This window comes from Methanococcoides seepicolus, from assembly GCF_023684405.1.
In the GTDB taxonomy this organism is placed as follows: Archaea; Halobacteriota; Methanosarcinia; order Methanosarcinales; family Methanosarcinaceae; genus Methanococcoides; species Methanococcoides seepicolus.
Genome location: NZ_JAGSOI010000027.1, coordinates 19,106 through 32,297 on the forward strand (window position 1 = coordinate 19,106; position 13,192 = coordinate 32,297).

Annotated in this window: 11 protein-coding genes; 4 read left to right on the forward strand and 7 right to left on the reverse strand. The window is 43.8% G+C overall.

Annotated elements, in window-relative coordinates; all coding sequences use genetic code 11:
• Nucleotides 1-43: 43 nt before the first annotated feature.
• From KDK67_RS07840 to KDK67_RS07860, 5 genes are all read right to left on the reverse strand, one after another.
• Nucleotides 44-1,042, reverse strand: coding sequence for a hypothetical protein (locus tag KDK67_RS07840; RefSeq protein ID WP_250868244.1), 999 nt, complete (start codon nucleotides 1,040-1,042; stop codon nucleotides 44-46).
• Between the two features lie 12 nt (nucleotides 1,043-1,054).
• Complete coding sequence (locus tag KDK67_RS07845; RefSeq protein WP_338101245.1) at nucleotides 1,055-2,236, reverse strand: acyltransferase family protein; 1,182 nt, start codon at nucleotides 2,234-2,236, stop codon at nucleotides 1,055-1,057.
• A gap of 240 nt (nucleotides 2,237-2,476) precedes the next feature.
• Nucleotides 2,477-3,148, reverse strand: a complete 672-nt coding sequence (locus KDK67_RS07850) for a hypothetical protein (RefSeq protein ID WP_250868246.1) — start codon at nucleotides 3,146-3,148, stop codon at nucleotides 2,477-2,479.
• 234 nt (nucleotides 3,149-3,382) lie between these two features.
• Nucleotides 3,383-3,730 (reverse strand): hypothetical protein, encoded by a 348-nt coding sequence (locus KDK67_RS07855; RefSeq protein ID WP_250868256.1) that lies wholly within the window; start codon nucleotides 3,728-3,730, stop codon nucleotides 3,383-3,385.
• Between the two features lie 239 nt (nucleotides 3,731-3,969).
• The gene (locus tag KDK67_RS07860; protein ID WP_250868247.1) at nucleotides 3,970-5,382 is read right to left on the reverse strand and encodes a sodium:solute symporter family protein; all 1,413 of its coding nucleotides are present in this window, start codon (nucleotides 5,380-5,382) and stop codon (nucleotides 3,970-3,972) included.
• 486 nt (nucleotides 5,383-5,868) lie between these two features.
• Here KDK67_RS07860 and iorA point away from each other — a divergent pair, with 486 nt between their 5' ends.
• The 4 genes from iorA (at nucleotide 5,869) to KDK67_RS07880 (ending at nucleotide 10,617) form a co-directional block, all read left to right on the forward strand.
• Nucleotides 5,869-7,749, forward strand: a complete 1,881-nt coding sequence (iorA, locus tag KDK67_RS07865) for an indolepyruvate ferredoxin oxidoreductase subunit alpha (protein ID WP_250868248.1) — start codon at nucleotides 5,869-5,871, stop codon at nucleotides 7,747-7,749.
• Complete coding sequence (locus KDK67_RS07870; protein WP_250868249.1) at nucleotides 7,746-8,357, forward strand: indolepyruvate oxidoreductase subunit beta; 612 nt, start codon at nucleotides 7,746-7,748, stop codon at nucleotides 8,355-8,357. The genes iorA and KDK67_RS07870 overlap by 4 nt, the downstream gene beginning before the upstream one ends.
• Nucleotides 8,358-8,376: 19 nt before the next feature.
• A complete protein-coding gene (locus KDK67_RS07875) occupies nucleotides 8,377-9,690 on the forward strand; it encodes a phenylacetate--CoA ligase family protein (RefSeq protein ID WP_250868250.1) in 1,314 nt (437 codons plus the stop codon).
• A 300-nt stretch (nucleotides 9,691-9,990) separates the two neighbouring features.
• Complete coding sequence (locus tag KDK67_RS07880; RefSeq protein ID WP_250868251.1) at nucleotides 9,991-10,617, forward strand: DUF1614 domain-containing protein; 627 nt, start codon at nucleotides 9,991-9,993, stop codon at nucleotides 10,615-10,617.
• On the opposite strand, the gene KDK67_RS07885 is transcribed toward KDK67_RS07880, so the two are convergent.
• Together KDK67_RS07885 and KDK67_RS07890 are read right to left on the reverse strand one after the other, a co-directional pair.
• Nucleotides 10,594-11,499 (reverse strand): RAD55 family ATPase, encoded by a 906-nt coding sequence (locus KDK67_RS07885; RefSeq protein ID WP_250868253.1) that lies wholly within the window; start codon nucleotides 11,497-11,499, stop codon nucleotides 10,594-10,596. The genes KDK67_RS07880 and KDK67_RS07885 overlap by 24 nt on opposite strands.
• Before the next feature lie 68 nt (nucleotides 11,500-11,567).
• Nucleotides 11,568-12,935 carry a dihydroorotase gene (locus KDK67_RS07890; RefSeq protein WP_250868254.1) on the reverse strand — a complete coding sequence of 456 codons (1,368 nt, stop codon included), beginning with the start codon at nucleotides 12,933-12,935 and terminating at the stop codon, nucleotides 11,568-11,570.
• Nucleotides 12,936-13,192 lie beyond the last annotated feature (257 nt).

Consider the following 13,192-nt stretch of genomic DNA (forward strand, 5'->3'; position numbering starts at 1 on the left):
TTGTTGAACGTGACTTATTTTATGGGAGTTTCATACATCATTATCACATAGTAAAAACAATCTCCAGCAGGCTTTCAATAAGCAGACCACCTAACCAGGATCCCAGCGGGATTAGTAAATAGGCAATCACATGTACAATGGTCAAGCTTTCAAAAGGCCATTCTGGCACGTCTTCAATGAGTTTGAGATTTGCAACCAGATCTGCCATCTGCCCGGGTGACATGTCAGGTGAACCGCTGTGCAGGAGGATTTCAGATTGGTGTATCCTTTCGCGTGTCCATTTTAGTTCTGCTTCTTTGATCTCATGAATTCGCTGGTGTACCCCTCTCATCGGCAACCAGAAGCCGAGCAATGCAATTGCCAGAGAACCCAAATAAGCCCTGACAACAACAGGCCACTCTCCCGGATCGAGCAGAAGTAAACTGATTATCGATACCATACCAACGGTTAGCAGGGTAGTCAACAGACCTTGTTTAACAAAAGGGAACAATGGGCTCAAATCCAACAGATCCACAGAATCGATCCTGTTCGCCAGCCGAGAGGTTCGCTTCGAGGTAACCCAGATCGCACCAAAGAACCAACCAGCCCACCAACCTATGAAAGGCTCGAGAGCACGATGCCAGACAACCTCAGGGTGCCATGTAGACGGATCCCAGGGTGATATAGCAGTCTGGTAAGGCAGAAGCAGCGCGACCAGCACACCCAGTAATCCCCAAACGATCAGCTCCCCCTTTCCAATATGTACGGCAGAGTCCACGTACGGGGGGGAAGTTGCTGGTTTCAGGACATGTTCAAGTTCTTCAAAGGTATTCCTTGTACCACGCAGTAGTAAAAAATACGCGCTGGGGAGGTAGCCTGCCAGAAGGCAATGGACAACAGCGATCCAGAAGTCTTGTAGCAAATGCTCTTCTTCAAAGATCAGTGTGAAACGGCCCAGTAAGTATTCTTGCACCAGGAAGCCGAATAGAAGGGTAACGCTGATGCTCAGACCAAGGATTGCCGGTTTTTGATAAATTATTTGCTTGATCGGCAGAAATCTCATTTTATCACTGTCTTATTTCTTTGGTTTCATGCCGAAAAGGAATCTGACAGCATTGGTGCGCCTGATCGCAATTTCATATATAATCATGATTGCTATGAACGATGTAGTGGCGAGTATTATGTACTTGGGAATTATGGCCATATCCCAGTCTGCAATGAAGAATCCCACTATCTGGATGACCGTTTGATGGAGTATGTAAAAGGCTATTAGCCCTTCATTAGCGTATTTCAGTGTGCTGTTGTTAAAGCTCAGGTATCTCTTGCCATATCCAAGGAAGGCGATCATCCAGCACCATAGATTGAATGAACGAAGCACCATAACTCCTGCATATCCATAGCTTCCGAACTGGAATGTACCATCAAGTACGGCCTGTATAAACCATAGAATCACCGGGAAAGTTGTTATTGCCAGTACCAATGCGACTTTTCCATGCCTATGAATGGCTTCCTCTAATTTTTGATTGGAGGCTATAAGATATCCATAAAACAGAATGATAGGATAGGCCAGTATGCTCCAGCCACCAAAATAATTTGGGTTGCCTGCAAATGATGTTGGGTCAAGAATTGCAGTAAGGATCCCAATTGGCAATGCTAGCAGTAAGATAGCACCTGGTTTTTCAAAAATGGATGCAGTGCGCGAAATAATCGACCTTCCGGATTCTGTTATAAGATAAGAATAAAGCGGAAGCATAACCAGAGAAAATATGAAAAGGAAGAAAAGATACCACAGATGACCCATAGGTGGTAGGTTGAAATATGAGAATACATCAACAAAGGTGTATGTCAGATAGTTAGAATAGAACTGCAGGAATGTAAGCCCTGATCCTCCACCGCTTAAAAACCTCAGGTAATGTTGGGGAGGAAGTATGACAAATATGCCCACAAAAAGATAAGGGACCATGATGCGTAGAAATCGTGACTTTATGAACTGTCCCTTTGTCCTGAAACTCAGCACAAAATAGATACTCATACCCGAGATAAGGAAGAACAAGGGCATCAGCCACTGGACTATAAACAAAACAAGTACCATGATATTTTCACTCAGGACGTTGTTTTTTACATCCCAGTCCATCGGATCGAAAAATCTCATAGAATGAAAAATCAAGACTGAAAGTATGGCTATAACCCTCAGCCAGTCCAGATCATAACGTCTCTCAGGTTTATTACTATCCGTACTTATACCCCCACAAATAATTGTGCAGCCATTCTATAAACAGTTTTTTTCTCAAAAACCATTTCAAATCTCTATATCCCCATACAGCTACTTTATGGATTTTTTTCTCAATATCAACATAAGGAAAGGGGATATATTGTATCATTTCGGTTTGTCGTCTAATTTTAATAGAAAAGTGACACAAACGGTAGGTCGTTTTTTAAGAATTATGTGTCTGAAACCAATAGTTTCTTCAAATCAAAAAAACAAAAACGATACAACTCATCCAACATTCTTCAAAGCAGAAACCGCAGCCTTCTTCAAAAATCCCTTGCATTCGATTTCAATATCACCATTGTTGAGTGAAGAGGACAACTGTCCCATGGGGTCGTCGCTGGAAAGTAAGACTCTTATGGCATCCTCGTTGGCTGAAACAGACACTGTGAAATCAATTCCACTGAGTGAGGAAACTTCCCGAAACTCTGTGATGACACCATCTTTTGTAACAGCTTTTATCTTCAATTTAGTGTTGTCGTTCGTTGCTATCTCAAGTACTATCACATCATTTCCTGTGACCTTCTTGATCAGATCAGGAACTTCATCTATTCCATTGTTGTAGTATGATGTGTATCTTTTCAGATCATCGTAAAGGCTCTTTTCCACAGGCTTTGGCTTAACTACGTTTACATCATTCTCAGAAGAAACTTGTTTTTCAGTATCTTGGGAAACCTGTCTTGAATTGGGATCGGAGCTTGAACCTGAGTGCTTCACATCTTTTGAACTTGTTGCTTTTTCGGTTTCGGATACTGAGATAGGTTCTGTTTCCGACTCGATCAGATCGCCCAGCTCATCTCCGATAATATCCACAAATTCTGCAATTGAAGGACTCGAAAGTGCTAAAATACCGATAAGCACAATTGATGCTAATGTTACTTTCTTAATCACCAAACGCATGTTACCATTAAAAGCTAAGTGTGACACATATATAAACTTCATGTACACAATTATCTGATCTAAATTTCCTCAAAATATCAGAACGATTGGATCATCTGACCCCATCTTACAGCTAAAAGCATAGCTAAGGTGTGTTTATAATTTATTTGTACCACCTTAATTGATCAGAGAGTATTTGAAATTACAGCTCAGTAGTGATCCTCACTTGAATAATAAAAATAGACATTGAAAGGATCAAATGTAATATTCAATGTGGAACTTATAAACGACCCTGATCTCATCCATTTCCTTGTATTCGACTTCAAATTTACCTTCATCTGCAATATATGCCAGGTCATCAAGGTCTTTGAAGATGACCTCACAATTAATGTTCTCTGGAAGCAATGATCTGAAACTATCACATTTTGTGGTAATCTCCTGCATCATCCGTTTTGTTTCACCTGCATCAAAGGTCCCATCATTATCTGGACTATAGATTATTTCGGTTGTCAGTGTTTCTTTGTCCAACAGTGTCATCCAGAATCCATTGATCTGTGAATCTTTTATGATGTAATCTTTTATCTCAAAACTCTTGCTGATCACATTTTTCAATTTTGAACACCTTGCAGTTTTATTGATATTGATCAGTTAAATCAGTTTTCATGAAGTACTCCTGAATGGAGATCCATAAAAAAGTGCTACTGACTGCAGGACATATGACAATGAACCAGCCATGAATCCCTATCAAAGGTGAACTGCTTGCAAACCAGAATAAATAAAGAAGAAATGGTGCTGAAGGTTTGTTTTTCAGCACCCGGTCAAGAATCGAACACCTTTATACATTATTCCATTTCCGCCAAAGGGACCGGACGGGGACTTGCCAGGCTTCCTCCCAGGTATGCCACGGTACCGCAGATCAAACCTATGAACACGGGGTGGATGAGGGGATTGCCAAGGAACTGCCACAGCACCACAGAACCGAAGCTTGCCACAAGGCTGGCAACAAATCCGGTTGAAGTACCACGGTCCCAGTAAAGTCCGAAAATAAGTGGTATGAAGACGCAGCAAGCGATCACACCCATGCTTACAGACACCAGGGGCACTATCATCTGTGGCACATCCATTGCGAAGAATGCCGATACTATGATGATAATAACTCCTACTACCCTTGTTATGCGGAGCACTTTATCATCGGGAGTGGCCGGACGCAGGTACCTTAGGATATCCGAAGTAAGGGCTGTTGTTGTGACCAGCACAATGGCACTCATGGTTGACATTGCAGCGGAGATGGCGGCCAGCAGCACGACACTGTCAAATCCACGGGGCAGCAGTGATGTTGCCAGGAACGGTATCAGACCATCCGGGTTTGTCATGAAAGGAGCCAGTTGCTCCGGGCTGAATACCCCGTGGACCAAGACTCCCAGAGAGAAGATGCATAGAGCATAAATGGTGATGGATATTGGACCATAGATGCCTGCAAAACGCACCACTCTCCTGTCCCTTGCAGAGAACAGCATGATCAGCAGATCGGGTAATGCCAGAAGTCCAAGACTGATGGAGAATGCCATTCCGAAGGTTTTTTGCCATGGTATTGCTGTGCCTCCCATATTCAGCATATCGGCCGGGACCATATCCCATATTGCCATGCCACCACCACTTGAAATAAGACCTGTGTAGAGCAGCACTGCACCCACAATCATGATCAATCCTTGCAAGAAACTTATCCAGATGATGGCCGGCAGTCCTCCTATCACATAGTAGAGTGCCACAATGACAACAGCTATGAGGAGGCCCTGAACATATGTCACTTCCAGCAATCCCTGGAAAAGGTTGGCACAGCCCTTGAAAATGGCAACCAGGTATACTGTGTACATCAACAGCATGATCCCTGCAAGCAAGACCTTGCCTTTCTGTGAATTGTATCTGCGTTCCAGTAGCTGGGGTACGGTCTTGGCGTCGTACTTCTGAGAGAACATCCATATCCTCGGTGCAATGATGAATGCCAGGCAGGCAAAAGCTACGTGGAAGAATACTCCCCAGATGACCCATGGAAGTCCGGCAATGAGCCCATAGCCTCCGCCCCCAAGGAAAGAGGCAGCGCTGAAGTAAGCAGCCATATAGGCAATACCTATTACCGCAGGATGCATCACATTCCGGTCCGAGACCGCAAATCCTGAAAAGGTTCCCTGCCTGAGCTTCAGGGAAAGCAAAAGTATCCCAAGTATATATAGCACCAGAAGAAACTGATTAATCATTGTCTTCCCTCAATACGAAAAAGAATGTCGTTGCCAGCATTATTACGATGGCAATCATCAGGTATATGTAGGGCAGGGGCATCAGGATCTCATCTCCCTGCTCTTGTTTTCATTCTTATTAATGGTCTTTTTTAATGCGTTGTATCTCAATGCCAATTACTATCCTCCTCTTTAATGGGCTTCTATATACTTCAATGTGCGATAAAGTACATTCAGAATTTAAAACATTTTTGTTTAATCCCAATGCCAGAGCCTTTCTAAAAGCATTTCACATTCCTTACTTTCATTGAAGGACTGGTAAGTTGGCGTTTATTATCAGGTTTTCTGGCAAAGCCAAAAAAAGAAATGGCAAAATATTTATATTGTATCAAACAAGTGCATAGATCAGCATCAATGTATGAATATGTGCAATGTTTCATGTTCCGGACATGGATCTGCTGTATGATTTGATTTTCTTTTACTATTATCCATTCAAGAGGTATTAAATTGACCAGTAAACGTATATTAATGGGCAACGAAGCGATCGCTTTTGGAGCAATGAAGGCTGGTATTCAGATAGCAAGCGGCTATCCGGGTACACCTTCCACCGAAGTGATGGAAACCATCGCCTCCCATGCGAACAAATATGGCATATATGCTGAATGGGCCACCAATGAGAAGGTGGCACTTGAAACGGCTGTCGGAGCTGCCTATTCGGGTGCCAATACCATGGTCACCATGAAGCAGGTGGGGCTGAACGTAGCATCAGATCCCCTCATGAGCCTTTCTTATATAGGAATAAAGGGCTCGCTTGTCATTCTCGTCTCCGATGATCCCGGCCCTCATTCCTCCCAGACCGAACAGGATACAAGGGCCTTTGGTCACTTTTCAAATATCCCTGTCCTGGACCCGTCCACACCTCAGGAAGCTTATGATATGACAAAGCTGGCCTTCAAGCTATCACATGAGATGGAGATCCCTGTGATACTCAGGACCACGACCCGTGTATCCCATGGCTGTGCTGATGTGATCACCGAGGATATATACCCGGTCTCCCGTGACATCGAAGGGTTCGTAAAGGATCCCCGCTGGACAATATTCCCGAAACTGACAGCTCAAAGGCACCCCTGGCTTGAAGAGCTCCAGGTCAGGCTCTCTGATCGTTTTTCCGAGTACTTCCAGGAGAACTCCTTTAACTCAATATCAAAAGGAAACAGCAAGATCGGCATTGTGGCCTCTGGTGTTTCCTATCTGTACGCAAAGGAAGCTATAAAGGATCACTCTGAAACCTTCTCTCTTTTCAAGGTCGGGACAGTTCATCCCTTCCCTGAGAAAGCAGCCCTTGAATTCCTTGACCATATAAAAGACCTCATCGTTATCGAGGAGCTTGACCCATACCTTGAGGAGCAACTCCTGCAATTGATAGGCAAGCATCATCTTGATGTGAACGTACATGGAAAGAAGGACGGTCATTTCCCTGTAAGCGGAGAATATAATGTAGATGTCGTTATCGATGGAGTCAACAGCTCACTTAAAATCATCAACACAGACGTTCCTTCCCTGTCTCATTCATCACCTGCGATCAATAAGGAGAATGTACCTCCCCTTCCCATACGACCTCCCACATTATGTGCAGGCTGCATGCACAGAACAGTCTTCTACGCATTCAAAAAAGCAGCAGGTAAATTGAAGGCAGAAAAGATCAACACCATATTTTCGGGAGATATAGGATGCTATACCCTTGGGAATGCCAAGCCTCTCAACATGGTGGACACATGTCTTTGCATGGGAGCAGGGATAAGCATAGCAGCAGGGCTATCCCATACACATGATTATCAAGAAGGTAATAAAGCAAAACAGGTGGCATTTATTGGCGACTCTACCTTTTTCCATTCCGGAGTAGCCGCCATTATAAGTGCAGTGTACAACAATGCTGACATCACTCTTGCAGTCCTTGACAACAGGACCACGGCCATGACAGGTCATCAACCTCATCCGGGCATTGGTCTGACAGCCACAGGCGTTTCCACAAAGATCATCGATATAGCCGATGTCCTCAAAAGCTGCGGAGTTGACCTTGTCGAGACCATAGATGCCGATGACCTTGGTGAATGCATAGACATTGCAAAAAGGGCCATGGATTTTGAAGGACCTTCTGCTGTCGTATTCAAAGGAAAATGTGTAGGGATTACAAAAGGAGATGGACAATATGTGGTCGATGAAGATAAATGCACACGTTGCAGGATCTGTGTATCTCAACTTGGATGTCCTGCCATATTCTCGCCATCCAACAAACCGCCGGCCATACAGGACAACTGCACTGGTTGCGGTTTGTGTGCACAGGTATGTCCATCAGATGCTATTGTTCTAAAGGAGGATCGACAATGAAATTCGATATTCTTATCGCAGGTGTGGGCGGACAAGGCGTTGTGCTTGCATCCCGGCTGCTTGCAACGGCTGCCATGGATGCTGGTTTGCATGTGACCACCGCTGAGACCATAGGCATGGCCCAGAGAGAAGGGTCGGTTACCAGTCATGTAAGGATCGGGGATGAGGTATGTGGCTCACTTATTCCCTCAGGAAATGCCGACCTCGTGATAGGACTTGAGCCTGCAGAAGCTGCAAGGAACATTCATTTTTTGGGCATGAATGGCAGCATTGTTGTAAATGAGCATGCTGTAATGCCATCTGTAAACGGATCTGTCAAATACGATCCTGATCAGGTCCTTGAATTCCTGAAGAGTAACTGTCAGGATATCATATCCATCGATTTCACACAACTTGCAAAGCAAGCAGGAACCTATCGGGCAGCAAATGTTGCTATGCTGGCAGCTGCTGCAGGTGCCGATCTCATTCCATTCCCTCCGGGGGATATGTGGAATGTGCTTGAGAAGATGGTGCCGGAAAAGTACAGGGATGTGAACAGGAGGGCTTTTGATATGGCCCTTGAAAGGGTCTCAGGTATAAAGAACCCTGAACAAGCAATCGATATCTGATATTCCAGAGGTGATGCAAATGAATGTTCATGTGGATAATGATCTTAAGGAAAACGCTCCTGACCATGAGAATGGATGTTCCAGTTTATATGGCGAAGAGGAAACTGTCAAGCTCAAAAAGCTTCTCAAAAGGGTTGTGTTGGGAAGCTCCTTCTATCAAAGAAAGTTCGAAGAAGCTGGGATTGATATCGATTCCATCAAGACCCTGGAAGATATTGCAAGGCTTCCGTTGACCACTAAAGAGGAATTGCGGGATGCCTATCCACTGGGTCTTCAGGCTGTTCCCGATGAGGATATCATAAGGATACATTCATCATCAGGCACGACCGGCAGTCCTGTCATCATCCCATATACACAGAGGGATGTTGATGTATGGGCAGATATGATGATGCGCTGCTACCAGATGGCAGGGGTTACCAGAAATGACAGGATACAGATCACACCCGGATACGGACTTTGGACTGCAGGTATAGGTTTTCAGGCAGGTGCCGAACTTCTGGGAGCAATGGCAGTTCCAACAGGGCCTGGAAATACAGAAAAACAGATACAGATGCTGCTCGACCTCAAGTCCACAGCCCTTGCAAGCACTTCATCCTACGCTCTCCTCCTTGCAGAAGAGATCAATAAAAGGGGTTTGAGGGACAATATCGATCTGAAGGTAGGGATCATAGGTTCCGAACGCTGGAGCCCTAAGATGAGGTCCCGCATCGAGCAAGAGCTTGGGATCGAGACCTTTGACATCTTCGGCCTCACCGAGATATATGGACCCGGTATTGCCATCGATTGCTCCATGCATGATGGTCTTCACTACTGGTCAGACCACCTGCTCTTTGAGATCATCGACCCTGTCACAGAAGAGAGGTTGCCTGAAGGTACCCTTGGGGAACTTGTCATAACGACCCTGACAAAGGAAGGTGCACCCCTTATACGTTACAGGACGAGGGACCTTACACGTATCATCCCCGAGCCCTGCAAATGTGGATGCCCCTTCCCTCGCATAGACCGCCTGCTGGGACGTACCGATGACAGAATAAAGATCAAAGGTGTCAACGTCTATCCCGGCCAGATCGAGGATGTCATACAGAGGGTCGAAGGTGTCAGCAGCGAATACCAGATAGTTCTTGAAAGGAACCAGGGCAGGGATTCAATGTTATTCAGGGTCGAGATAGATGGTGCAAATGATCTTGAGAACAACAGGAACAGAGCAGGTTTATTGAAGAAAGCCTTCAGGGACTTTATAGGCATCAGTGTGGATGTGGAATGTGTCGGAATGGGGGAGCTTCCACGCAGTGAGAAAAAGAGCAAGAGGGTTATTGATAACAGGGATATGTGAGGGGATATCCATTCTTTTTTCAAATTCATAATCGTTGTAGGGAGTTGCCATATTCTGAATATAAAATAAACAATGATGTGGACAAAATCTCATATAATACCCTCTGCAAAAAGCATTGCTATTTTTAAAGATCTCCCTGGAATTTTAAAATGAACTGTCCGGTCTTAACTTTTAATTGAATATTCTTTAGAAATATTTAAGAACTAAAAAAGGGCTATTTATAAGAGAGAACAAATGAGAGGCTATATCAATAATTCGGAAAAACGCATGTTTATGCTATTTGGCTTTATGCTTTTGCCTATGGCATTCCTATGCTATCAGAAAGAACTGTCTTTAAGCGTAATATCCTCTTTACCACTGTTTCTAATTCTGGTCATAATGCTTGTTACTGCAAACATTGAGATTCCGGTAAGCTCCATTAAAACAAAGAAGCTTCAGGCACTTGATAAGGATGCACTGATCCTTGAAGAGATGTTTTCGATCCCACTGGTAAAGGAGCTTTCCTACAGCAGTAAACAGGCTTTTAACACTGTGATCTCCCTGAACTTCGGTGGATTTATCATACCTTTCCTTGTAATGATATTCCTTATCGTATTCCAGACGGACTTCGTTGCCCTTGAAGTTATGTTGATAATGATGGTAGCTGTTATATTCCTATCTGAATTTAGAAATGGTATAGGTGTTATTGTACCTGATTACATAGGTATGCTTGCTATTCCTTTTGCACTTATAATCTCCCCTGATAACGTAGCATCTGTCATATTCATTTCCGGCATAGGCGGAATAATTTTTGGAAGCATAGCTACTCTTTTGATGGTCGACAGGGAAAAAAAGGGAAGTGCCGTTATTAGCATCGGCGGAGTTGGAATGTTCAAAGCAATATATGTTACAGCGATCTTGGCTTCACTGGTCTCGTGGTTCCTCTGATAAGGGACTATGAGCCGCATTCATTCTTTCCTGAAGTTTGTTTGCCATGAGATTGACAGTTCTATATTTTGCGATCCCTTTATCTGTAAACCTGAATGGCTGAGGCGTTGTGTCAACTTTTGTAGCCCTCATCTTCTGGACTGCCATAACAGGTGTGAGAGTAGGCTCTACTTCGTTTACCTGTATCTTGTCCAGGAATATTATGCCATCGCCTACAAAATCATATGTGTCATATACCCTTGTTCTTATACCAAATTCCTTTTCAGTAACAAGGAGTGTGGTGATGTTCATCTTTTTGAGAAGTTTATGCAAAGAACGCCAGGAAACGGATCTACGGAACTCTTGCGGATCAGTGAACACATTCAGTGAATCGAACACTATTCTTTGTGGTTTGTAGGTTTCTATTATCTCACCGATATCTTCAAATGTCAGCATTGACATCCCGAAGATCTCAAGATATCCATCATCGATGTGGCTTCCAAGGTCCCAGCCAAACCGCATGAAATGCTGGATGAGCTGTGGGATACGCTCTTCAAATGAAAAGAAAAGACACTTTTCATCAGCTTTTACGCCTTCCATTATAAATTGCATGCCAAGAGTTGTTTTGCCTGTGCCCGGAGGTCCTGTGACAATCACGGAGAAACCTTTTGGAATACCACCTTCAAGCATTTCGTCGAGTCCAAACACACCTGTGCCTATTCTCTTTATGGCTTTATCGATATTGTTGATATCTATCTTGGATTTGAACTTGGTACTGTCAAGTGACATCAAGGCCTTTTCAAGTACCCGGTTCTTGGCTCCAAGTTCCTTTTCATATCGTTCAAGTATCTTAATAGCTTCAGAACTTAATGTAGTGTGAACAGGAAACTTATTTCGAGCCATAGAAATAGGTTGGTTTCTAAGTATTTAAGCATTTACATTTATGTACACAGATGTGAACTTTATGTCCATCATTTTTTCTCAGTGTAGCCATTACCTTCAAGGAATTTACCACGGCCCTTCTCGGCAATTAGCTCCCCATCCCAGATGACCTCGCCTTTTGAAATGGTCATATTCGGAAATATTGCATCCATGTTCTCAAATGGGGTCCATCCGGCTTTACTGTGAAGTTTGTCTGCTTTTATGGGGGCAGCTGTATGTGTATCCACAATGATCAGATCAGCATCATACCCTTCAGCAAATACGCCCTTTGAATGCTTTGTATCAAGACCAAAGATACGAGCAGGGTTTCGGCTTGTTACCTCGATCATCCTGCCAATTGGAAGCAGGTTCTTCTTGACGGCCATGAGCATAAGTGGCATAAGTGTCTCCACACCTGGCACACCGGAGGGTGCACTTCTGATATCAAGGTCCTTATCAAATTCGGAATGCGGTGCATGATCGGAAGCTATCGCATTTACAGTACCATCATTTACGGCATTCATCAGCGCTTTTACGTTCCTGCGATCACGCAGTGGGGGGTTCATCTTCCCGAAAGTACCAAGCCTGTCCCAGTCCCTTGTCGAAAGGAAAAGGTGGTGTGGTGCCGTCTCACAGGTGACTTTGCTCTCACGTCCTTCATTTTTGGCCACATATGCCTCTTTGCGTATCAGACCCAATGCATCAAGTGTACTGATGTGACAAAAGTGTGACCTTGTCCCCTTTTCTGCGATGGTCTCAAGCGCATTCTGGACAGCAATTCCCTCACACAGATTCGAGCGTATCCTGGAATGTGAATTAGGAGAATGATCATGTTTTAACAATTTCTCATTCTCAAGGCGGATGTTCTCATCCTCTGCATGGATACAGGCGACAGCATCAAGTTCCTTGATTATCCCAAGAGCTTCCGAAAAGTCCTCTTCATTTATATTTAGCCCGCCTGTGGACTCGGCCATGAATATCTCACCAAACGATGTGACTCCCAATTCCCAGAGAAGGGAAAGTGACTCAAGGTTCTTTGTTACACCGCCATTGATACCGAAATCAATTACCGATTTGCGGTTTGCAAGTTTAAGTTTTTCATTGAATGATGACTTGCTGATAGTAGGTGGAATGGTGTTCGGATGCTCGATAACAGTAGTAGTACCACCAGCAGCCGCTGAACATGACCCTGTGTACCAATCCTCTTTCTTTACCATCCCCGGTTCCCTGAAATGCACATGTACATCGATGCCAGCAGGAATAGTCAATGCTCCCTTTGCATCGATAAGGAGATCAGGGTCTGCTGAAGTGATATTCTTTGCTATCCGTTGGATCTTTCCGTCATTGATCTGAATTTCACCGGGCTGCAGAATATTGTTGTAGAAGACCTTTGTGTTTGTGATGAGGATATCGGTCATGGTTTTGGATCTCCGATGTTAGTTTGGATAAAATATAATGTGTGAAAAGATATCTGAATTTAGATGTTTATGCGTTATAAGATTGTCCATTTTTGATGAAGGCATCCAATTGATCATATATTAATAATTCGTAACTATTCAGCCATCCTCACGTTTTTGATATAAACTTAGAATACTCAACACAATTCCATCAGTGCTTGATATTGATTTTACCAAAAAACAATATACTATGCCTCTATTTTAGTCACTCCCTGAAA

Bases quoted from the DNA above. Each gene is read 5' to 3' on its own strand.
- KDK67_RS07840 (WP_250868244.1), bottom strand. From the start codon at position 1,042: ATGAGATTTCTGCCGATCAAGCAAATAATTTATCAAAAACCGGCAATC.
- KDK67_RS07850 (WP_250868246.1), bottom strand. From the start codon at position 3,148: ATGCGTTTGGTGATTAAGAAAGTAACATTAGCATCAATTGTGCTTATC.
- KDK67_RS07860 (WP_250868247.1), bottom strand. From the start codon at position 5,382: ATGATTAATCAGTTTCTTCTGGTGCTATATATACTTGGGATACTTTTG.
- KDK67_RS07870 (WP_250868249.1), top strand. From the start codon at position 7,746: ATGAAATTCGATATTCTTATCGCAGGTGTGGGCGGACAAGGCGTTGTG.
- KDK67_RS07875 (WP_250868250.1), top strand. From the start codon at position 8,377: ATGAATGTTCATGTGGATAATGATCTTAAGGAAAACGCTCCTGACCAT.
- KDK67_RS07880 (WP_250868251.1), top strand. From the start codon at position 9,991: ATGGCATTCCTATGCTATCAGAAAGAACTGTCTTTAAGCGTAATATCC.
- KDK67_RS07885 (WP_250868253.1), bottom strand. From the start codon at position 11,499: ATGGCTCGAAATAAGTTTCCTGTTCACACTACATTAAGTTCTGAAGCT.
- KDK67_RS07890 (WP_250868254.1), bottom strand. From the start codon at position 12,935: ATGACCGATATCCTCATCACAAACACAAAGGTCTTCTACAACAATATT.